This is a genomic window from Streptomyces sp. NRRL F-4489, from assembly GCF_001509485.1.
Lineage (GTDB): Bacteria > Actinomycetota > Actinomycetes > Streptomycetales > Streptomycetaceae > Streptomyces.
On record NZ_LLZI01000213.1, the window covers coordinates 44,797 to 65,823 of the forward strand.

Consider the following 21,027-nt stretch of genomic DNA (forward strand, 5'->3'; position numbering starts at 1 on the left):
ACCTGATCGCGGGGCGGCTACACCCACGTGCCGACGGCCATCTCCGCGGTGATGCCGGGGCCGAAGCCGGCCAGCAGGCCCTTGTGGCCGGCGGCCGCGCTGCCCTCGTCGAACAGCCGGCGCAGCGCGTCGAGCACGACGGCGCTGGCGATGTTCCCGTACTCCGTCAGCGTCGCCCAGCTGTGCCGGAAGACCGAGCGGTCGACGCCGAGGTAGGTGGCGAGGTCGTCCAGGATGCGCGGTCCGCCCGCGTGGACGACGTAGTAGTCGAGGTCCCCCGCGTCCCAGCCGTGGTCCGCGGCGAGGTCCCGCAGCACCGGCGCCAGCGGCTCCATCGTGCCCGGCACCCGCCGGTCGAGCTGGAAGTGGAAGCCGGTGTCCCGCACGGCGTACGAGATCCACTCCTCGGTGTTGGGGATGACGTACGAGGCGTTGCGCTCCAGGCGCACACCGGGGACGCCGCCGGTCTCGCGGCCGCGCACCACGGCGGCCGCGACCGCGTCGCCGAACAGCCCGTCGGAGAGCAGCGAGCCGACGTCGTCGGCGTCCGGCTGGTAGCACAGCGAGCACAGTTCGCAGGAGACGATCAGGACGTTGCTGCCGGGGTGGGCCAGGCAGAAGTCATGGGCGCGGTTGATCGCCGCGCCGCCGGCCGCGCAGCCGAGCTGGGCGATCGGCAGCTGCCGGGTGTCGTAGCGGAAGCCCATGTGGTTGATCAGCCAGGCGGTCAGCGAGGGCATCAGGAAGCCGGTGCACGACACGTAGATGATCGCGTCGATGTCCCTGGCCGTCAGCCGGGCGTTGGCCAGGGCCTCGTCGATGACGTCCGGGCAGCGCTTCTTGGATTCCGTCTCGTAGATGCGGTTGCGTTCCTCGAAGCCCGGGTGGTCGAGGGTTTTCTCGATGGGCTGGACGAGGTGCCGCTTCTGTACGCCGGTGTTCCGTATCAGCCGGAGGGCCAGGGGCAGTTGCGGTTTTCCCGCGTGCGCTTTCCTGGCGAACTCCAGGGTCTCTTCCATCGTGATGACATGTTCAGGTACGGCGACGGAAGGCCGACACAATATAGCCAATTCACTCTTCCTTGAATCGCGCCAATAACACCATGAGTCGATGTGCGGATGCGGGACTGTTGTGTGAGTGAAGCTGGAGGCGAGGTGCGCGGCGAAAAGCTTGCCGGCCGGCGGGGGCGCCCGCTTGCGGTGTCAATGCGTACGGCGTCGGACGCGGGGACTCACAGCGTTAACGGAAGTGCGGTGGATCCGCAGAACAATTGGCTTCCCCCTCAACTCGCCCGCCTAGGATTCGAGATGGGGGAAGCGGTGTCAATACAGGAAACGATCTTTCTCATCTGATGGGCGCGACCGGAGCCGGCACGTGGTCACCGCGTCACCGTGGGTGAGCGACACCTGCGGACGAAATCCGCCAGGGGGGACATCCCGGCCGACCTCACCCGCCAACTCGCGCTCTGCTGGGGCGCATTGGGTTACCGGCCGGTTGGCTCAGGCTCCGGCTCCGGGCGGCGACTGCCGGCGGCGGGGGCCTCGTCACCGCTCCCCTGGGCCGGGGTGTAGACGACCACCTGCACCTCGGGGTGGTCGGCGGGGGCCAGGCGGTGGTGCTCGAAGTACCGCACCCCGCGCACCGGGTGGTCGAAGACGCGCATCCGGGAGGTGAAGCCCTCGATGTGGTGGTCCCGCCAGGCCGCGCGGAATGCCTCGCTGGTGGCGAGCAGGCGCTGGATGGCCGGGGAGCCGGCGAGGTCGCCGAGCCGGGGCCCGGCCTCGGCGCGGAACTCCGCGAGGAACCGGCGGCTGGTCACCTCCCAGTCCGGCAGCAGATCGCGGACGTACGGATCGGTGAACACCAGCCAGAGCAAGTTGCGTTCGTCCGGAGCTGCCGCGGCGACGTTCGGATACAGGTCGAGGTACGCGGCGTTCCAGGCGGTGATCGTCCAGTCGGGCGCGAGGGCGTAGGCGGGGAAGCCGACCAGCGCGTCGAGCAGCCGCTGCACATGGCTGGGCGCGGTGTGGACCGCCGCCGGCTCGGCGGGCTCGGCCAGGGGGGCGTACCCGGTCAGGGAGAGCACATAGACGTGCTCGGCGGGCGTCAGGCGCAGGGTGCGGGCGAGGGCGTCCAGGACATGCCGGGAGGGGTGGATGTCGCGGCCCTGCTCCAGCCAGGTGTACCAAGTGGCGCTGACCTGGGACAGGGTGGCAACCTCCTCGCGGCTCAGCCCGCCGCGGCGGCGCGGGCCGGCCGGGGGGAGGCCGACCGCCGCGCGGGTGAGCCGGGCCCGCCTGGCGCGCAGGAAGTTGCCCAGTTCCTTCCGCCGCTCCGCTCCTGTTCCCATGGATCAAGGATAGGGACTACTGGTAGTGGGAGTGCTAGCAGTCGGGGCGTCTTCCCGGCACGCCCGCGCACTGTGAGGGTCGGCGCATGCCGCAGTCGAGATCCCGGACGGCCATGTCCGTCCGGAACACGGCCGGGGCGCGCGCCGGGACGCGCGCGCCGGGCTCGCGCACCCTGCCCGCGCCCTGACACCCCGCCCGTACCCGCGGACCCCCGCAAGGAGACGCTCCCCATGATCCTGGTCACCGGTGCCACCGGAAACGTCGGCCGCAACCTCGTACGCGAACTGCTCGACGCCGGAGAGGCGGTGCGGGCCCTGACCCGCGACCCGGCCGCCGCCGCGCTGCCCGAGGGCGTGGAGACCGTCCCCGGCGACCTGGCCCGCCCCGAGACGCTGCCCGCCGCGCTGCGGGGCGTGGACCGCGCGTTCCTCTTCCCCGTGCACGGCGCGCTCGACGGCTTCCTCACCGCCGCCAAGGAGGCCGGCACCGCGCACATCGTGCTGCTCTCCTCGGACTCCGTCACCTTCCCCGAGCCCGGCTGGATCGGCGAGAAGCACCTGGCCTGCGAACGGGCCGTCGCGGACTCCGGGATCCCGCACAGCTTCGTCCGGCCCAGCATCTTCATGGCCAACGACCTCGGCTGGGCACACCAGTTGGGGCACGGCGGGATCGTGCGGGGCGCCTACGGCCGCGCCGCGATGGCCCCGGTCGACGAGCGCGATATCGCCGCGGTCGCCGCGTACGCCCTGCGCGCCCCGCGGCCCGGCGCGACCTATGAGCTGACCGGGCCGCAGGCGCTCACCCAGATCGAGCGGGTCCGGATCATCGGCGAGACGCTGGGCCTGCCGGCCCGCTTCGAGGAGGTGCCGCGCGCCGACGTCCGCGCCAAGCTGATCGGCCATCTGCCGCCCCCGGCCGCCGACTTCCTGCTGGACCAGCTCGCCGCCGCCGAGCAGACGCCGGTCCCCGTCCTGCCGACCGTCGAACAGGTCACCGGCCGCCCGGCGCACACCTACGCGGAGTGGGTCGCGCACCACGCCGCGGACTTCGGCGGCGGGCAGCGCTCCGCGCCGCGGGTGCACTTCTCCGGCGTGTGAGCACGGCGGCCCCCGCCGCATATCCCTCCTGGCCCGGCCGCACCGGACCGGGCCTTCCCCACGCGTCACCCTCGCGGACGGACGCGGAAGCACGAGGCATACCGACATGGATCACCTTCAGGACGCCGACGCGTCAACTCCCGTGGCAGCGGCCGTGGTTCCCGCCGAGGACACCGCCGCGGCCGACCGGACCGCGCGGCGCGCGGTCACCGTCTTCCCGCTGCTGGTGCTCGCCGCCGGCGGCCTCGGCCTGGCCCTGCCCGCGACCTTCGCGCCGGGCAAGCCCGCCGTCCCCTACCTGCTCGGCGTGATCATGTTCTGCATGGGGCTGACCATGACCTCGCGGGACTTCGAGAGCGTCGCCAAGCGGCCCTGGGCCGTCGGCCTCGGCCTGGTCGCCCACTACGTCATCATGCCGGGCCTGGGCTGGGGCATCGCCCACCTGCTGGGCCTGCCGCCCGAACTCGCCGTGGGCGTGATCCTGGTGGGCTGCGCGCCCAGCGGGACGGCGTCCAACGTGGTGACGTTCCTGGCCCGCGGCGATGTCGCGCTGTCGATGTCGGTGGCGACGGTCTCCACCCTCCTCGCCCCTCTCGTCACGCCGTATCTGGTGCTGCTCCTGGCGGGGCACATCCTGCACGTCGAGGCCGGCCCGATGGTCGTGGACATCCTCAAGACCGTGCTGCTGCCGGTCGCCGCCGGCCTCCTCGTACGGCGGCTGGCCGCCGGGCTGGTACGCCGCTGCCTGCCCGCGCTGCCCTGGCTGTCCGCCGGGACCGTCGGGGTGATCGTCCTGATCGTGGTGGCCGGCAGCGCCGGCACGCTCAAGGACGCGGCGGGGGTGGTGCTGCTGGCCGTGGTGCTGCACAACGGCTTCGGCCTCGCGCTCGGTTACGCGTCCGGCCGGGCCGCCCGGCTCGGGCCCGCGGCGAGCCGGGCGATGGCCTTCGAGGTCGGTATGCAGAACTCCGGCCTCGCCGCCTCCCTGGCCGCCACGTACTTCTCACCGCTGACGGCGCTGCCGGCCGCGGTCTTCTCGGTGTGGCACAACCTCTCCGGCGCGCTGGTCGCGGCGTGGCTGAACCGGCGGTCCAAGTAGCCGGGGGCTGAACCGGCGGTCCGGGTAGCCGGGGGCGGTACGCGCCGGCCGCCGCGCCCCGTGGGGGCGAGCGCGACGGCCGGCGCGCGGGTCAGGCGGCCCGGTCGGTCACTGGACGACCTTCAGGAGCTTGTTGGGCGTGCCCTGGCCCGGGTTGCTGATCTTGTCGGCGGTGGCACCGTCCACCAGCGCCTTCTCGACGTCCGCCGGCTTGGCGTCCTGGTGGCCGGCCAGGTAGAGCGCGGCCGCGCCGACCACGTGCGGGGTCGCCATGGAGGTGCCGGAGATCGTCTTGGTGGCGTCGTCGCCGGTGTTCCAGTCCGAGGTGATGTCGGAACCGGGCGCGTAGAGGTCCACGACGCTGCCGTAGTTGGAGAAGTCCGACTGCTGGTCGTCCTTGGTGCTGGAGGCGACCGTGATGGCCTCCTTGACCCGGGCCGGGGAGCCCTGGCCGGCGTCGGTGGACTCGTTGCCGGCCGCGACACCGAAGGTGACACCGGAGTCGATGGCCTTCTTCACCGCCGCGTCCAGCGCCTCGTCCGCGCCGCCGCCGAGCGACATATTGGCGACCGAGGGGCCCTTGTGGTTCTTGGTGACCCAGTCGATGCCCGCGACGACCTGCTCGGTGGTGCCGGAGCCCTGGGCGTCGAGCACCTTGACGGCGACCAGCTTCACCTTCTTGGCGACGCCGTGCGCGGTGCCGCCGATGGTGCCCGAGACATGGGTGCCGTGGCCGTTGTCGTCCTCGGCCTTGGCGCTGTTGTCCAGGGCGTTGAAGCCGTACGACGCCCGGCCGCCGAAGTCCTTGTGGCTGATGTGGATGCCGGTGTCGATGACGTACGCGGTGACGCCCTCGCCCGCGCTGTCGGGGTAGGTGTACTTGCCGTCGCCCTTGGTGTCGGCCTGGTCGATGCGGTCCAGGCCCCACGACGGCGGGTTGTCCTGGGTGCCGTCGATGTGGAAGGTGTGGTTCTGCACGACCTTGTCGACCGCCGGGTCGGCGGCCAGGCGCTTGGCCTCGTCGTCGGAGAGACCGGTGGCCGAGAAGCCGTCGATCGCGGAGGTGAAGGTCCGCTTCACCTTTCCGCCGTACTTGGCGGCCAGGCCGCCGCTCTCGGCGGCGCGCACCGACGCCGATTTCTTCAGCAGCACGATGTAGCTGCCCTTGACGGCGCCCTTGGCGTCCGCGCCGTAGATCTTGCCTTCGGCAGGCGCCGCACCGGCGGTGACCGCGGTGACGGCGGCGATACCGGTGGCGGCGACCGCGGCGGATATCGCCGTGACGAGCCGCTTCTTGCCGGAACGCTTATGAGCCATAGCGAGGGTTCTCCTCGTTCGTGGTGTGGGGGGAAGCGTTGCGCAACGGCCCGAGGAGACCCGGAGGTCTCCCTCGGGCTGGTTCGAAACCCTGTCGGATTGACGGGTCCAATTCAAGGGCCGCCGGGCCGTGTGAGATACGCAACAACCTTGCACAACTGCAAACGCGGGCAGAAGCGGCCAAAGCCACCGGGGCAGTTGAGGACAAGCGGCTCAACACCGTTTACATGGGCGCAATAGAGCGGCTCGGCTGACGGTCCATGGGCCGCCTGCCGCTGCCGCCGGGCGGCTACGCTCGCGCCCCGCAAGAGCCGCGTACCGGCGGTTACTTGGCGGCTCGGCGGGCGCCGGGCGGTCCCCGGGCCCGCCGTCGCCGCGCCGGTCCGGCGGGCCCCGGAGCCGGGCGCGGGGCACCTGCGAGACTGGGCGCGAGAACGCACCGCAGGAGGCACCCCGATGACCGAACCCCGCACCGCCTTCACCGAGGCGCGCGCCCGGGACCTGCTCGCCGCGGCCGGGCACCCCGGCGCGGCGGCGGACGCCCGGCTGCTCGCCCTCGGCGAGAACGCCGTCTTCGCGCTGGGCGAGGCCGGACCGGTCGTCCGGATCGGCCGCAGCGCCGACCTGCTGCCGCGCGCCGAGCGCGAACTGGCCGTGGCCGCCTGGCTCGCGGCCGAGGGCGTCCCGGCCGTGCGCGCCGCCGAAGCCGGGGCCCGGCTCGTCGACGGCCACCCCGTGACGTACTGGCACCGGCTCCCCGAGGCCGTCCGCCCGGCCGGGCCGCGCGACCTCGCCGAACTCCTCAAGCGCGTCCACGCCCTGCCCGAGCCGCCGTTCGCCCTCCCCCGGCGCGAACTGCTGGACGGGGTGGAGCGCTGGCTGCGGCTGGCCGGCGACGCGGTGGCACCGGCCGACGCGGAATACCTGCGCGGCCGGCGGGACGCCTTCGCGCTGGCCGCGACGGCGCTGGAGCCGCATCTGCCGCGCGGCCCGATCCACGGCGACGCGCTGCCCCGCAACGTCCACGTCGGGCCGGACGGACCGGTCCTGGTCGACCTGGAGACCTTCTCCTGCGATCTGCGCGAGCACGACCTCGTCGTGATGGCGCTGAGCCGGGACCGCTACGGGCTGGGCGCGGAAGCCTACGACGCCTTCGCCGCGGCGTACGGCTGGGACGTGCGGGACTGGGCGGGCTGCGCCGTGCTGCGCGGCTCCCGGGAGACCGCGAGCTGCGCCTGGGTCTCCCAGCACGCGCCCGGCAACCCGGCCGCGGCCCGGGAATTCCGCCGCCGGGTCGCCTCCCTGCGCGAGAAGGACACGGCGGTGCGGTGGTACCCGTTCTGACGCGGTGACGGGACTCCGGGCGCGGTGGCCTGGGCGCGCGGAACGGTGGCCGGACGGGCGACCCCGCGACCGGGCCGGCCTCAGCGCTGGTGCGGGATCAGCGGCCAGGCCGCCTCGACTATCGCCTCCGGCTTGCCGGACCGGCGCAGATACGCCTGGAACGAGGCGGCCTGCTCGGCGGCGGCCCGCTCCTGCAACGCGTGCAGCTCTCGCGGCGAGGGCAGCGCGACGGCCGGATACCTCTCGCCGATCCGGCGGGCCACACCGGCCGCGGCCGCCGCGTCGGCGCCCGCCTCGTGCGCGCCGTCGAGCCGTACGCCGTAGTGGCCGCAGAGCGCCTGGAGGGCGCGCTTGCCCTTGCGGTAGCGGTCCACGTGCTTGTCGAGGACGAGCGGGTCGATGACCGGGGCGGGCGGGTGGCCGAGCCGCTCGGTCAGGGTGCGCAGGCCGTGCCGGCGGCATTCGCGGTCCAGCAGGGACAGGTCGTACCGGGCGTTCATCACCACCAGCGGGATCTGTGCGCCCAGCGCCCCGGCCAGCGCCTCGGTGATCTCCTCTATCGCCTCGGCGGGCGGCCGGCCGTGCGCGCGGACGTACGCGGTCGACATGCCGTGGATCTCCGCGGCCTCCTCGGGGACCGGCACGCCCGGGTCGAGCAGCCAGGACTGCTGCCCCGCCACCCGGCCGTCCCCCTCCAGCCGCACCAGCGCGGCCGAGATGACGCGGTCGCGCTCGATGTCGGTGCCCGTGGTCTCCAGGTCGAAGCTGACCAGCAGCTCCTGATGCCAGCTCATGCGGCCTCCTTCGGTGGTACCTCCCCCGCTGACCGCCACTCTCGCACGCGCCACTGACAGCGGGCCGGGCCGCCCGGCGCCGGCCGCCGCCGGAGGGCCGTCAGGACACCGGCCGGGAGTCCGCCCAGACGCTCTCGAACTCCTCGCGGTAGATCTCGAAGAGCCCGTGGTCGCCGTCGCCGGCGTCCTGCCGGACCACCTCCCGGCCGCCGCCGCGCAGTACGAACACCGGCGACTCCATCCCGCGGCTCTTGCGGAGATAGGGCTGGACGACGGCTATCCCGTCGGGCCCGTCGCCGTCGACGAGGTAGGCGGTGAAGCGCGGCGTCTCGTCGAAGACCTGGATCTCGAACGCGCCGGGGTCCCGCAGCCGGGCCCGCACCCGCCGCATGTGCAGGATGTTCATCTCGATGGAGCGGCTCATCTCGCCCTTCTTCAGGCCGATTTCGCGCTCCCGGCGGCGGACCGCGCTGCTGGCCGGATTGAGGAAGAGCAGCCGGACCCGGCAGCCGGACTCGGCGAGCCGGACCAGGCGGCGGCCGGAGTAGTTCTGGACGAGGAGGTTGAGTCCTATGCCCACCGCGTCGAGGCGGCGGGCGCCGCCGAAGAGGTCCTCGGCCGGCAGCTGGCGCTGGAGCCGCACCCGGTCGGGGTGGACGCCGACGACATCGGCGTACCGGTCGCCGACGAGGTCCTCGACGGCGTCGATCGGCAGCCGCCCGGAGACCCGGGTGCCGGCCCCGGAGCCGAGGATGTCCAGCAGCCGGGCGGAGGCCCGCTCGGCCTGGGCGAGGACGGTGCCGGACAGCGCGCGGTTGCGGGAGACGATGTTGCGGGCCACCTCCAGCTCGTCCAGGGCCAGCTCGACCTCGCGGCGGTCGTCCACGTAGGGCTCGAAGCACGGCCAGTGCTGGACCATCAGCTCGCGCAGCTGCGGCAGCGTCAGGAAGCTGACGATGTTGTCGTCGGCGGGGTCGAGGAGGTAGCCCTTGCGGCGGCTGACCTCGCGGACCGCGACCGCGCGCTGCACCCACTCCTGGCCGGCCGGCCCGGCGGCGGCGATCACCCACTCGTCGCCGTGCACCGGCTCGTAGACGGGGCGCAGAACGGCCGCGACGACGGCGCGCAGCCGCTGCTCGACGAGATTCAGCCAGATGTAGGCGCGGCCGGCCCGGCTGGCCCGGGTGCGCACCTCGGTCCAGGCGTCGGCGCCCCAGTCCAGCTCGGCGCCGATCTCCAGCGGACGGGCCAGCGACACCGTGCCGGGCGGCGCGTCCACGGAGCCGCCCTCGTGGCCCTCATGACTCTCGTCACCAGGGGGCAACTCCAGCCCGCCGCTCACCTGCCACCGCCTTCCGAACCCCCGTGCCAACGATCAAGGCAGACTACTGCGGCGCGGGAGGCGGTGCAGCAGGATGGTCCGAGTCCGCCGCCAACTCCCCTTTGCCGCCGTACCCGTTGTGGCCGGACAGCGCGGTGGGAGTGAGCGGTTTCATAGCCGGGGCGGCGGCCGGCGGCCGATTCCGGGCCACCCGATGGAGCGATCCGGGCGCGGGCCGTTGACGGCCACCCGGGGCACCGGACCGGCCCCTGGCCGACCCCCGGGTCGGCCCCCGGGTCAGCCGCCTGGCACCCCCGGCCGCCCGCCGAAGACACGGTACGACAATCCGACATTGCCGGATGTTTCCCACCATTCAGCGGAATTCACGCGAAAATGTCTCGTTATCCGGCAAGTTGGAACACGTTGGGAAAGGATTCCGATTCGGTCCGCGGACGTGTGTCGTGGAGTCGCCGCCGCCCCGCAGAGAAAGTGGAAGAGTCTACGCATGCAGGTCTGGCCGGGACAGATGTATCCGCTGGGTGCCACCTACGACGGTGCGGGCACCAATTTCGCGGTGTTCTCCGAAGCCGCCACGCGCATCGAACTGTGTCTGCTGCACGACGACGGTTCGGAGACCGCCGTCGAGCTGCGCGAGTCCGACGCGTTCGTGCGGCACGCGTATCTGCCGGGGGTGATGCCGGGGCAGCGCTACGGCTTCCGGGCGCACGGCCCCTACGAGCCCGAGCGCGGACACCGCTGCAATTCCGCCAAGCTGCTCCTCGACCCGTACGCCCGGGCGATGAGCGGCGTGATCGACTGGGACGAGGCGGTCTACGGCTACCACTTCGGCCGCCCGGAGGTCCGCAACGACCTCGACTCGGCGCCGCACACCATGGCGTCGGTGGTGGTCAACCCGTACTTCGACTGGGGCGACGACCGCCCGCCGCGCACCGCCTACCACGAGACGGTGCTCTACGAGGCGCACGTCAAGGGCCTGACGATGCGCCACCCGGACCTCCCGGACGAGCTGCGCGGCACCTACGCGGCGCTGGCCCATCCGGCGATCATCGACCACCTGACGGAGCTGGGCGTCACCGCGCTGGAGCTGATGCCGGTGCACCAGTTCGTCCAGGACCACCGGCTGGTGGACGCCGGGCTGTCGAACTACTGGGGCTACAACACCATCGGCTTCTTCGCCCCGCACAACGCCTACGCCTCCTGGGGGGACCGCGGGCAGCAGGTGCTGGAGTTCAAGACGGCGGTGCGGGCGCTGCACCGGGCGGGCATCGAGGTGATCCTCGACGTGGTCTACAACCACACGGCCGAGGGCAGCCACCTGGGGCCGACGCTGTCCTTCCGGGGGCTGGACAACGCCTCGTACTACCGGCTGTCGGAGGACCGGCGCTACTACATGGACACCACGGGCACCGGGAACTCCCTGCTGATGCGCAGCCCGCACGTGCTCCAGCTGGTGATGGACTCGCTGCGGTACTGGGTCCAGGAGATGCATGTGGACGGCTTCCGGTTCGACCTGGCGGCGACGCTGGCCCGGCAGTTCCACGAGGTGGACCGGCTGTCGTCGTTCTTCGACCTGGTGCACCAGGACCCGGTGGTCAGCCAGGTGAAGCTGATCGCCGAGCCCTGGGACGTCGGCGAGGGCGGCTACCAGGTGGGGAACTTCCCGCCGCTGTGGACGGAGTGGAACGGCAAGTACCGCGACACCGTGCGGGACCTGTGGCGGGGCGAGCCGCGCACCCTGGCGGAGTTCGGGTCCCGGCTGACCGGTTCGTCGGACCTCTACCAGGAGGACGGGCGGCGCCCGCTGGCCTCGGTCAACTTCGTCACCTGCCACGACGGCTTCACCCTGCGCGACCTGGTCTCGTACAACGACAAGCACAACGAGGCCAACGGGGAGGACAACCGCGACGGGGAGCGGTTCAACCGGTCCTGGAACTGCGGGGTGGAGGGGCCGACCGACGACCCCGGGGTGCGGCGGCTGCGGCTGCGGCAGATGAGGAACTTCATCGCCACCCTGATGCTGTCGCAGGGCGTGCCGATGCTCAGCCACGGCGACGAGTTCGGGCGCACCCAGCGCGGCAACAACAACGCGTACTGCCAGGACAACGAGCTGGCCTGGGTGCGCTGGCCGGAGCGGCCGGCACCGGGCGCCCAGGGCGGCTCCGGGACGGCGGACGGGGACGCGGCCGACGGGGACGCGGCGGACGGGCCCGGCCCGGTGGCGGACTCGCCGGAGGAGGCCGAGCGGGCGGAGGAGCTGGCGCTGCTGGCGTTCGTCCGGCAGATGGTGTGGCTGCGGCGGGACCACCCGGTCTTCCGGCGGCGGCGGTTCTTCCAGGGCCACCCGCTGGAGGGCACCCGCGACGAGCTGTCCGACATCGCGTGGTTCACCGCGGCCGGTACGGAGATGGGCACCCGCGACTGGCAGTCGGTGCACGCGCACGCGCTGACCGTCTTCCTCAACGGCAGCTCGATCTCGGAGCCGGGGCCGCGCGGTGAGCCGATCACCGACGACTCGTTCCTGCTGATGTTCAACGCCCACGACCAGGACAAGGAGTTCCGGGTGCCGGAGCATCTGGGCCGGCAGTGGCAGGTGGTGGTGGACACCGACCGGCCGGAGGCGCCGGCGGACGGCCGGGGCGCCAAGGTCAAGGGCGGCGATCTGCTGACGCTGGTCGGGCGGAGCCTGCTGGTGCTCCAGCGGCCCGCCTGAGCGCCCGCCTGAGCGCCCGTCCGACCCGCGGCGGGCCCCGGACGGGTCAGGGCGCCGGGGCGGGGTTCGCGGCGGCGTCCCGGCCCGTTCCGGGGGCGTCCCGGCCCGTTCCGGCAGGCGCGGCGGGCCGGGTACCGCCGCGGGTGGTGAGCGCGACGGCGAGGATCAGCACCGCGGCGCCGACCGCGACCGCGAAGGCGGCGGCCGGGCCGTGGGTGTCGGCGAGCCGCCCGGAGACGGCCAGCGCGACGGCCTGGCCGCCGACCACGGCACTGGTCAGGAACGCCATCGACTCGGCCAGCCGGGTGGCCGGGACCAGCCGTTCGGTGAGTCCGAAGAGGGTGATCAGATGCGGGGCGAAGGCCACCCCGAGCACCACCACGACCAGGTAGAGCGCGCCCAGCGAACGGACGAACAGCAGCGGCACGGACAGCACGATCAGCGCGGCGGCGGCCGCCCGCCACCGGGCGGGCAGCCCGATCCGGGCCGGTACGAGGGCCAGCGACAGGCCCGCTGCGGCGCTCATCACGCCCATCGCGGCGTACACCAGTCCGGCCTGGGCGGGCTGGTGGAGGCGTTCGGTGAGCGCGGTGATACCGGCCTGGCAGGCGCCGAACATGGCGCCCTGGAGGGCCGTGGAGAGCCGCATGGCGTGCACCGCGCGGGGCATCCGGGCGCGCGCCGTCCGCGGCGTCCCGGGGGCTCGCGGGGCCCGGGCCGCCCCGGGGCCGGCCGCCACCGCCGTGGGGTGCAGCGCGAACGCCGTACCGCAGACCGCCAGCAGCAGCGCGGCCAGCGCCAGCGCCACCGCCGGATGGGCGAACGAGGCGGCGAGCCCCACCAGCGCCGGGCCGAGCACGAACGAGGTCTCGTCCAGCGTGCCCTCCAGGGACAGCGCGGCGCCCACCACCCGGTCGCCGGCCGCCGCGCGGTGCGCCAGGGCGACCAGCCGGGTGCGGGCCAGCGGCCCGATCTGCGGCACGCTCGCGCCCGCCAGCAGGCCGATGAGGGCCAGCGGCAGGGTCGCCGTCCGGGCCAGCGCGGCGGTCACCAGGGCGGCGACCGCGAGCGCGTTGAGCCAGCAGGTGACGAGCACCACCGGGCGCTGCCCGTGCCGGTCGGCGAGCCGCCCGGTGAGCGGGCCGGCGACCGTCTGACCCGCCGCCAGGGCGCCGCCCACCAAGCCCGCCGTGGTGAGCGAACCGCTGGTCTCCGCCACCAGCAGCACGCTGCCGAGCTGGCACATGGCGGTCGGCAGCCGCCCCAGGAAGGAGACCACGGGCAGCAGCGGCCCCCCGAGGGCGAGCACCCGGCGGTAGGTGGTGGTGGCAGCGGTCATCACAAGAAGCTACCGGCCGCACCGGCGGGAACCGTAGCGGCGGTACGTACGAAGCGGTACCGCGGTCCGGCTCGGCGGTTCGGACGAAGACACCACGGACCGGACGGCCCGGGATGACGCAACCCGATGACAGAACGGCCCGCCCGCGGGGTACGGGTGTTCCCATGACGCACGCTTCGAGTCCGTCGCCGACCGCCACCTACCGGCTGCAGCTCCAGCCGGACTTCCCGTTCGCCGCCGCCGAACGGGCCGTGCCGTACCTCGCCGCGCTCGGGGTGTCGCATCTGCACCTCTCGCCCGTACTGGAGGCCGCGCCCGGCTCCACCCACGGTTACGACGTCACCGGCCACGGGGCGGTGCGGGGCGAACTGGGCGGCGAGGACGGGCTGCGGGCACTGGCGGCGACGGCCCGCGCCCACGGGCTCGGCCTCATCGTGGACATCGTCCCCAACCACATGGCGGTGCCCGCCCCGCTGACGCTGAACGGGCCGCTGTGGGAGGTGCTGCGCGACGGGCCGGGTTCGCGGTACGCCCGCTGGTTCGACATCGACTGGGACGGCGGCCACGGGGGGCGGGTGCTGCTGCCCGTCCTGGAGGGCCGGATCGGGGACGAGCTGCCCCGCTTCCGGGTCGACGGGCAGGTGCTGCGCTACGGGGAGCAGGTGTTCCCGCTGCGCCCCGGTACCGAACGGCTGCCGCTGGAGCGCCTCCTGGACGCGCAGTGGTACCGCCTCGCCTGGTGGCGGCTGGCCCGCACCGAGCTGAACTACCGGCGGTTCTTCACCATCTCCGACCTGATCGGGCTGCGCGTGGAGGACCCGGAGGTCTTCGAGGCCACCCACCGGACGGTGCTGCGGCTGATCCGGGACGGCGTCGTGGACGGGCTGCGGATCGACCACCCGGACGGGCTGGTCGACCCCGGCGGCTATCTGGCGCGGCTGCGGGGCGCGGCCAAGGGCTGCTGGACGGTGGTGGAGAAGATCCTCACCGGCCCGGAGCGGCTGCCGGACGGCTGGGCCTGCGCGGGCACCACGGGCTACGACACGCTGCGCCGCATCGACGGGCTGTTCGTCTGCCCGCGGGGTTCCGGGCGGCTGTTCTCGCACTACCGCGACTTCGTCACCCCGCTGGCCGACGAGGGCGGCGACTGGGAGGAGACGGTCCGCCGGGCCGCGTACGAGGTCGTCGAGCACGATCTGGCCGCCGAGGTGGAGCGCCTGGTGCGCACCGCGTCCCGGATCAGCGCGCGGGTGCCCCGGCCGGGGGACCACGCCCCGTGGGCGCTGCGGCAGGCGGTCCGGGAACTGCTGGTGCGGCTGCCGGTCTACCGCCCGTACGCCGGGGACACCGCGGACGCGGCGCGGGCGGCGTCGGACGCGGCGATGCTGGCCGGGGCCGCGGACGGGGCCCGGGCCACCTTCCGGGTGCCGGAGGAGGCCCGGGCGGTGGACCTGGTGCACGACCTGGCGCTGGGGCGGTTCTCCGGGGGGCCGGGCGGCGCTGCGGACCCGGATGTCGCCGGTTTCGCGGCGCGCTTCGCGCAGACCGCGTCCGCGCTGCACGCCAAGTCCGTGGAGGACACCGCCTTCTACCGCTACCCGGTGCTGCTGTCGGCGTGCGAGGTCGGCGGCGATCCGGGGGAACCTTCGCTGGATCCCGGGACGTTCCACGAGTACTGCGCGCGGATGCAGCGGGACTGGCCCGAGGGCGGCACGGTGCTCTCCACGCACGACACCAAGCGCAGCGGCGATGTCCGGGCGCGGATCGCGGTGCTGTCGGAGTGCCCGGACCGGTGGCGGGACGTGCTGGGCGCGGTGGCCGGCGGAGGGGAGGTCGCGGATGGCGGGGTTCCGGTGGACCCGATGGCGGAGTGGACGGCGTGGCAGAGCGCGTTCGGGCTGGGTGCGGCCGCCGCCCGCGGCCCGGCGGGAGCCCCCGGCGACGTCCGGGAGCGGCTGGCGCCGGCGGTCCTGAAGGCCGTGCGGGAGGCCGGGCTGCGGACGTCCTGGACGGAGCCGGACGCGGCGTACGAGGAGGCGGTGGCGGAGTTCGTCCGCGGCGGGCCGTGCGGTCCGGCCGCCGCCCACCTGGCCGCGCTGGAGGCGGAGCTGGCCCCGTTCATCCGGGCCAACGTCCTCGGCGCGGCGCTGCTGCACCTGACCGTGCCGGGCGTCCCCGACCTCTACCAGGGCACCGAGCGGGAGTACGCCGCGCTGGTCGATCCGGACAACCGGCGGCCCGCGCGGTTCGACCCCGGGCTGCTCGCGGAGCTGGACGGCGGCGGAGCGCCGGCCGGGCTGTCCGCGGAGAAGCTGCGGCTGACGGCCGCCGCGCTGCGGCTGCGCCGGGCGCACCCGGAGTGGTTCGGCGCCGCCGGCGCGTACGAGCCGCTGACGGCGGAGGGCCCGGCGGCCGAGCACTGCGTGGCGTTCGCGCGCGCCGGGCGGGTGGTCACCGCCGTCACCCGGCTGTCGCTGCGGCTGCGGGAGACCGGCGGCTGGTGGGACACCGTGCTGCGGCTGCCCGCGGGCGGCACCTGGCACGACCTCCTGACCGGCCGCAGCCTGCCCGGCGGGACGCCGGTGGGGGTGGACGCGCTGCTCTCCGAGTGGCCGGTGGCGCTGCTGGTGCGGGAGGGGCGGGGGCAGGAGGAGGGGGCGGGCTGAAAGGCTGATACCTGACGTTGCGTCAGGTGGCGTCAGCTCGCGAGCGGCCCCCACCCCTCACTCCCCGTTCTCCTCGTTCTCTTCGCCCCACTCCCGCAGCAGACCGGTGAACTCCGCCGCCGCGCCGGTGAGTTCGACCCGCGAGAAGACCGTGATGTCGCGGCGCCACGGCGGGTCGGTGGGTATCCGGGCGCAGTCCAGGCCGGTGAGTTCATGGGCGGCGGTGAGCAGCACGCCGACACCGGCCGAGGCCATCCGCACGGCCGTCGAGGTGTGCTGGGTGCGGACGGCGGTGCGCGGGGTGAAACCGGCCCGCTCGCACTCCACGTCCAGCCAGCGCCGCCCGGCCAGCACCGGTTCCAGGCTGCACCGCACCCACGGCCGGTCCGCGAGGTCCGCCAGGCGCACCGAGGCGCGGCCGGCCAGCGGGTCGCCGTGCGGCACCACCAGCACCATCCGCTCCCGGCCGACGACGGTGACCGGCCCCGGCCAGTCCTCCGGGCGGGGCCCCAGCGCCATATCGGCCACCCCGCGCAGCATCCGGTCCGCCAGCTCCTCGGTGGTGGCGTACTCGTGGAGTACGAGGCGGACGCCGGGCCGCAGCCGGGCCCAGCGCGCGCAGACCGCCGGAAGCACCCCGATGGCCTGGGCGTGCACGGTGGCGATATGGAGTTCGCCGGTCTGCGCGCCGCCGGCCGCGAGGGCCGCGCGGCGGGCCTGGCGGGCGCTGCGGACGGCGAGTTCGGCGTGCGGGTAGTAGGCGCGGCCCATCGGCGTCAGCCGCACACCGCGGGTCATCCGCTCCAGCAGCGGCCCGCCGACCTCCCGTTCCAGCGCCTTGATCTGGTGCGAGAGCGCGGACTGGGTGACGTGCAGCGCCTCGGCGGCGCGCGTGAACGACTGCTCCTCGACCACCGCCACCAGGTATTCCATCTGCCGCAGACTCATCCACCCCTCCCCGTCCCCACCGGCGGCCCGCACCCGGTGACGCGCCCCGCCCATGCACAGCGTTCATCGCCCCCATAGAAACATTGCCTTGGACTCATCACCGCGGGCGGGCGGAGGCTGGCGGCCATGAACACATGGATCATGGACCGGCCCGACGACCCGGACGTCCTCGTCATCGGCGGCGGCACCGGCGGCTACAGCACCGCCCTGCGGGCCGCCGCCCTCGGACTGCGGGTGGTGCTCGCCGAGCGCGACCTGGTCGGCGGCACCTGCCTGCACCGCGGCTGCATCCCCAGCAAGGCCATGCTGCACGCCGCCGAACTGGTCGACGGGATCGCCGAGGCGGGCGCCCGGTGGGGTGTCAAGGCGACGCTGGACGCGGTGGACTGGGACGCGCTGACCGCCACCCGGGACGACATCGTGGCGCGCAACCACCAGGGCGTCGGCGCCCATCTGGCGCGCGCCGGGGTGCGGGTGGTGCGCGGTTCGGCGCGGCTGACCGGTCCGCGCGGGGTGGTGGTGGACGGGCCGGACGGCGGCGCGTTCACCGCGCGGCGCGGCATCGTGCTGGCGACCGGCTCCCGGCCCCGGATGCTGCCGGGGCTGACCGCCGACGGACACCGCGTGGTGACCAGCGACGACGCGCTCTTCGCGCCCGGGCTGCCGGCCTCGGTGCTGGTGCTGGGCGGCGGTGCGATCGGCGTCGAGTACGCCTCCTTCCACCGTTCGATGGGGGCCGAGGTGACGCTCGTCGAGGCGGCGGACCGGCTGCTGCCGCTGGAGGACGCGGACGTCGGCCGCCAGCTGGCCCGGGGGCTGAAGCGGCGCGGGATCACCGTCCGCACGGGCGCGGTGCTGACCGGTGCGGAGGTGCTGCCGGACGGCGTACGGGCCACCGTCCGCACCGCGCGGGGCGAGGAGGTGGTGGTGAGCGCCGAGCGGCTGCTGGTCGCGGTGGGGCGGGCCCCGGTGACGGACGGGCTGGACCTGGCGGCGGCCGGACTCGCCGCCGACGCGCGGGGGTTCGTCGCGCCGGCCGACTGGTCCCGGCTGGAGACCGCGGTGCCGGGCATCCACGTGGTCGGGGATCTGCTGCCGCCGCCGTCGCTCGGGCTCGCGCACGCCTCGTTCGCCGAGGGGCTGCTGGTCGCCGAGACGCTGGCCGGGGTGCCGTCCCGCCCGGTGGACTACGCGGCCGTCCCGCGGGTGACGTACTCCAGCCCGCAGACCGCGTCGGTGGGGCTGACCGAGGAGGCGGCGCGCGCCCTGGGGCCGGTCAAGGTGAACACCATGCCGCTGACCGCCACCGCGAAGGGGATGGTGCACGGGCAGGGCGGGATGGTGAAGGTGATCGCGGCGGCGGACGGCGCGGGCGGCGAGGCCACCGGCCGGGTGCTGGGCGTCCACCTCGTGGGGCCGCACGTCTCGGAGATGATCGCCGAGAGCCAGCTGATCGTGGCCTGGGACGCCGAACCGGCCGATGTCGCCCAGCACGTGCACGCCCATCCGACGCTGTCGGAGGCGGTCGGCGAGGCGTTCCTGACGCTGGCGGGGCGGGGGCTGCACCAGCACTGACACCGGCGCTGACACCGGCACCGGCACCGGCACCCGCCCGGCCGGGCGGCGGCCCCTCAGCCAGGCCCCTCAGCCGGCCGCGGGGTCCCGGCGCTCCGTCAGGACGTAATCGACCTCGCCGAACCGTATGTGGTCGCCGGGCCCGACCGCTATCTCGCCCACCAGACGGCGGCCGTTGACGCACGTCCCGTTGGTGGAGCCGAGATCGCGCAGCACCCAGCCGCTGCCCGCGCTGCGGAGCTCGGCGTGGTTGCGGGAGACCGTGGCGTGGTTGAGCCGCAGGCCGACGCCCGGCGCGCGCCCGATGAGCAGCGGGAACGGCCCCGGCTCGGGCAGCAGCAGCTTCGGCAGCCGCTCGGTGCGCCAGGCCCGGCGGACCCGGAGGTGGAACGACGAGATGCGGCCGACCAGCCGCAGCACCAGTCCCTGCGCCCGGCCGCGGCTCTCCAAGTCGGCGGTGGCGGCGGCGAGTTCGGAGTTCTGCTGGGCGGTCAGGACCAGTTCCAGCCGGCGCAGGAAGGTGTCCTGGGACAGCCGTCCCTGCGCCGCGCCGTCCCGCAGCAGCTCAAGGGCGCGTTCCCGGTCGGCGTCCGAGGGCCGCGCGGGGAACTGGAGCGATGTCATGCCGTGATTGTCCGGCCTGCGGTGAGCCGGTGTCCAGGCGATGTCGGTGCCCCGCCGCACCGCGTGCTTCCGTCCGGCCCGGCGGCGTGCTTTCGTCGTCGGGACCGGGCCGCGGCAGCGGCGGCGGGCGGGCCGGCGGACGACGAAGGAGGACAACCGTGCTGTTCGAGGTATGGGCGCCCGACGCCGGGCGGGCCGCCCTCCAGTGGGCCGGGGACCGGTCCGGTGAGCCGCCGGTCCCCCTGGAGCCCGACCCCGGCCGCCCCGGCTGGTGGCGCGCCGAGGCGCCGGCCCGGGACGGCGACCGCTACGCCTTCCGGCTCGACGGCGGCCCGCCGCGCCCCGATCCGCGCGCCGCCCGGCTGCCGGAGGGCCCCGGCGGCCCCGCCGCGGTCGTCGACCACACCCGCTTCCCCTGGCGGCACCCCTGGCCCGGCCGCCCGCTACCGGGCGCGGTGCTCTACGAGCTGCACATCGGGACGTACACCCCCGAGGGCACCTTCGACGCGGCCGCCGCCCGCCTGGGCCACCTCGCGGACCTGGGCGTCACCCACGTCTCCCTGATGCCGGTCTGCCCGTTCCCCGGGACGCACGGCTGGGGGTACGACGGGATCGCGCCGTGGGCGGTGCACGAGCCGTACGGCGGTCCGGACGGGCTCAAGCGCTTCGTGGACGCGGCGCACGGGCACGGCCTCGGCGTCGTCCTCGACGTCGTGCACAACCACCTCGGCCCGTCCGGGAACCACCTCCCGGAGTTCGGCCCGTATTTCACCGACGCCCACCACACGCCCTGGGGGGCGGCGGTCAACCTCGACGGCCCCGGTTCCGACGAGGTGCGCCGCTATCTCCTCGGGAGCGCGCTCGCGTGGCTGCGCGACTACCGGGCCGACGGGCTCCGGCTGGACGCCGTCCACGCGCTGCACGACGACCGGGCCGAGCACTTCCTGGCCGAACTCTCCGCGGCCGTGGACGCGCTGGCCGCCCAGCTGCGCCGCCCGCTGTTCCTGATCGCCGAGTCCGACCGCAACGACCCGCGCACCACCGCCGCGCGCGCGAGCGGCGGCCTCGGGCTGCACGCCCAGTGGAACGACGACTTCCACCACGCCCTGCACACCGCCCTGACCGGCGAGTCGCACGGCTACTACGCGGACTTCGCCCGCGCCCCGCTCGCCGCCCTCGCCAAGACGATGACCGGCGGTTTCTTCCACGACGGCAGCTACTCCAGCTTCCGCGGCCGGCGCCACGGCGCGCCCCTGGACCTGCGGACCGCCCCGCCGCACCGGCTCCTGGCGTACGCCCAGACGCACGACCAGATCGGCAACCGCGCGTACGGCGACCGGCTCTCGGCGGCGCTCTCCCCCGGCCTGCTGGCCTGCGCCGCCGCGCTGGTGCTGGGCTCCCCGTTCACCCCCATGCTCTTCATGGGCGAGGAGTGGGGCGCCCGCACGCCTTGGCAGTACTTCACCGACCACACCGACCCGGAGCTGGCGGAGGCCGTACGGGCGGGCCGGCGGCGGGAGTTCGCCGCGCAGGAGGGCGCCGCGGGGCACGGCGGCGGCACCGGCGCCGACTGGCCCGACCCGCAGGATCCGGCCACCCGCGCCCGCAGCGTCCTCGACTGGTCCGAACCGTCCGCCGCACCGCACGCCGCCCTGATCGCCTGGTACCGCACCCTCCTCGCGCTCCGCCGCACCCACCCCGCGCTGACCGACCCCGACCCGGCCCGCACCCGCGTCACGTACGACGAGGACGCCCGCTGGCTCGTCCTGCGCCGCGGCCCCCTCCACCTCGCCGCCAACCTCTCCCCCACCCCCGCCACCC

Annotated in this window: 15 protein-coding genes; 7 read left to right on the forward strand and 8 right to left on the reverse strand. The window is 74.4% G+C overall.

Annotation, left to right across the window (positions count from 1 at the left end; all coding sequences use genetic code 11):
* Window positions 1–17 precede the first annotated feature (17 nt).
* Complete coding sequence (locus ADL22_RS15995) at window positions 18–1,070, reverse strand: type III polyketide synthase (RefSeq protein ID WP_079064163.1); 1,053 nt, start codon at window positions 1,068–1,070, stop codon at window positions 18–20.
* Window positions 1,071–1,483: 413 nt separating this feature from the next.
* Window positions 1,484–2,350 (reverse strand): helix-turn-helix transcriptional regulator, encoded by an 867-nt coding sequence (locus tag ADL22_RS16000; protein ID WP_066979112.1) that lies wholly within the window; start codon window positions 2,348–2,350, stop codon window positions 1,484–1,486.
* A 231-nt stretch (window positions 2,351–2,581) separates the two neighbouring features.
* Between ADL22_RS16000 and ADL22_RS16005 the strand changes: the two genes are divergently transcribed.
* Together ADL22_RS16005 and ADL22_RS16010 are read left to right on the forward strand one after the other, a co-directional pair.
* Window positions 2,582–3,448, forward strand: coding sequence for an SDR family oxidoreductase (locus tag ADL22_RS16005; protein WP_066979121.1), 867 nt, complete (start codon window positions 2,582–2,584; stop codon window positions 3,446–3,448).
* A gap of 106 nt (window positions 3,449–3,554) precedes the next feature.
* On the forward strand, window positions 3,555–4,547 hold the full coding sequence (locus ADL22_RS16010; RefSeq protein WP_079064164.1) for a bile acid:sodium symporter family protein: 993 nt from the start codon (window positions 3,555–3,557) through the stop codon (window positions 4,545–4,547).
* 108 nt (window positions 4,548–4,655) lie between these two features.
* On the opposite strand, the gene ADL22_RS16015 is transcribed toward ADL22_RS16010, so the two are convergent.
* Complete coding sequence (locus tag ADL22_RS16015) at window positions 4,656–5,864, reverse strand: S8 family peptidase (RefSeq protein WP_066979124.1); 1,209 nt, start codon at window positions 5,862–5,864, stop codon at window positions 4,656–4,658.
* 456 nt (window positions 5,865–6,320) lie between these two features.
* Between ADL22_RS16015 and ADL22_RS16020 the strand changes: the two genes are divergently transcribed.
* Window positions 6,321–7,208 (forward strand): aminoglycoside phosphotransferase family protein, encoded by an 888-nt coding sequence (locus ADL22_RS16020; RefSeq protein WP_066979125.1) that lies wholly within the window; start codon window positions 6,321–6,323, stop codon window positions 7,206–7,208.
* Between the two features lie 80 nt (window positions 7,209–7,288).
* On the opposite strand, the gene ADL22_RS16025 is transcribed toward ADL22_RS16020, so the two are convergent.
* The gene (locus tag ADL22_RS16025) at window positions 7,289–8,002 is read right to left on the reverse strand and encodes an exonuclease domain-containing protein (RefSeq protein WP_066979126.1); all 714 of its coding nucleotides are present in this window, start codon (window positions 8,000–8,002) and stop codon (window positions 7,289–7,291) included.
* A gap of 100 nt (window positions 8,003–8,102) precedes the next feature.
* The gene (locus tag ADL22_RS16030; RefSeq protein WP_066979127.1) at window positions 8,103–9,344 is read right to left on the reverse strand and encodes an SAV2148 family HEPN domain-containing protein; all 1,242 of its coding nucleotides are present in this window, start codon (window positions 9,342–9,344) and stop codon (window positions 8,103–8,105) included.
* 484 nt (window positions 9,345–9,828) lie between these two features.
* Between ADL22_RS16030 and glgX the strand changes: the two genes are divergently transcribed.
* A complete protein-coding gene (gene glgX, locus ADL22_RS16035; RefSeq protein WP_066979130.1) occupies window positions 9,829–12,054 on the forward strand; it encodes a glycogen debranching protein GlgX in 2,226 nt (741 codons plus the stop codon).
* 46 nt (window positions 12,055–12,100) lie between these two features.
* Here glgX and ADL22_RS16040 read toward each other — a convergent pair whose 3' ends face one another.
* Entirely contained in the window at window positions 12,101–13,393 is a 1,293-nt protein-coding gene (locus ADL22_RS16040; RefSeq protein ID WP_066979133.1) for an MFS transporter, read from the reverse strand.
* 164 nt (window positions 13,394–13,557) lie between these two features.
* Between ADL22_RS16040 and treY the strand changes: the two genes are divergently transcribed.
* Window positions 13,558–16,059, forward strand: coding sequence for a malto-oligosyltrehalose synthase (treY, locus tag ADL22_RS16045; protein WP_066979135.1), 2,502 nt, complete (start codon window positions 13,558–13,560; stop codon window positions 16,057–16,059).
* A 57-nt stretch (window positions 16,060–16,116) separates the two neighbouring features.
* Here the strand turns inward: treY and ADL22_RS16050 are convergent, their stop codons facing one another.
* Window positions 16,117–17,007 carry a LysR family transcriptional regulator gene (locus tag ADL22_RS16050; RefSeq protein ID WP_066979146.1) on the reverse strand — a complete coding sequence of 297 codons (891 nt, stop codon included), beginning with the start codon at window positions 17,005–17,007 and terminating at the stop codon, window positions 16,117–16,119.
* 126 nt (window positions 17,008–17,133) lie between these two features.
* Between ADL22_RS16050 and ADL22_RS16055 the strand changes: the two genes are divergently transcribed.
* The gene (locus tag ADL22_RS16055; protein ID WP_107116313.1) at window positions 17,134–18,582 is read left to right on the forward strand and encodes an FAD-dependent oxidoreductase; all 1,449 of its coding nucleotides are present in this window, start codon (window positions 17,134–17,136) and stop codon (window positions 18,580–18,582) included.
* Between the two features lie 69 nt (window positions 18,583–18,651).
* Here ADL22_RS16055 and ADL22_RS16060 read toward each other — a convergent pair whose 3' ends face one another.
* The gene (locus ADL22_RS16060; RefSeq protein WP_066979166.1) at window positions 18,652–19,206 is read right to left on the reverse strand and encodes a DUF1707 and FHA domain-containing protein; all 555 of its coding nucleotides are present in this window, start codon (window positions 19,204–19,206) and stop codon (window positions 18,652–18,654) included.
* 158 nt (window positions 19,207–19,364) lie between these two features.
* Here ADL22_RS16060 and treZ point away from each other — a divergent pair.
* Window positions 19,365–21,027 (forward strand): malto-oligosyltrehalose trehalohydrolase (treZ, locus tag ADL22_RS16065; protein ID WP_066979148.1); only part of this gene is annotated, 1,663 nt, incomplete at its 3' end.

What these genes read in the sequence shown, in the direction of transcription:
- ADL22_RS16040 (WP_066979133.1), bottom strand. Translation starts at nt 13,393, where the DNA reads ATGACCGCTGCCACCACCACCTACCGCCGGGTGCTCGCCCTCGGGGGG.
- ADL22_RS16015 (WP_066979124.1), bottom strand. Translation starts at nt 5,864, where the DNA reads ATGGCTCATAAGCGTTCCGGCAAGAAGCGGCTCGTCACGGCGATATCC.
- ADL22_RS16005 (WP_066979121.1), top strand. Translation starts at nt 2,582, where the DNA reads ATGATCCTGGTCACCGGTGCCACCGGAAACGTCGGCCGCAACCTCGTA.
- ADL22_RS16055 (WP_107116313.1), top strand. Translation starts at nt 17,134, where the DNA reads ATGAACACATGGATCATGGACCGGCCCGACGACCCGGACGTCCTCGTC.
- ADL22_RS16025 (WP_066979126.1), bottom strand. Translation starts at nt 8,002, where the DNA reads ATGAGCTGGCATCAGGAGCTGCTGGTCAGCTTCGACCTGGAGACCACG.
- treY (WP_066979135.1), top strand. Translation starts at nt 13,558, where the DNA reads ATGACGCACGCTTCGAGTCCGTCGCCGACCGCCACCTACCGGCTGCAG.
- ADL22_RS16050 (WP_066979146.1), bottom strand. Translation starts at nt 17,007, where the DNA reads ATGAGTCTGCGGCAGATGGAATACCTGGTGGCGGTGGTCGAGGAGCAG.
- glgX (WP_066979130.1), top strand. Translation starts at nt 9,829, where the DNA reads ATGCAGGTCTGGCCGGGACAGATGTATCCGCTGGGTGCCACCTACGAC.
- ADL22_RS16020 (WP_066979125.1), top strand. Translation starts at nt 6,321, where the DNA reads ATGACCGAACCCCGCACCGCCTTCACCGAGGCGCGCGCCCGGGACCTG.
- ADL22_RS16060 (WP_066979166.1), bottom strand. Translation starts at nt 19,206, where the DNA reads ATGACATCGCTCCAGTTCCCCGCGCGGCCCTCGGACGCCGACCGGGAA.
- ADL22_RS16000 (WP_066979112.1), bottom strand. Translation starts at nt 2,350, where the DNA reads ATGGGAACAGGAGCGGAGCGGCGGAAGGAACTGGGCAACTTCCTGCGC.
- ADL22_RS16010 (WP_079064164.1), top strand. Translation starts at nt 3,555, where the DNA reads ATGGATCACCTTCAGGACGCCGACGCGTCAACTCCCGTGGCAGCGGCC.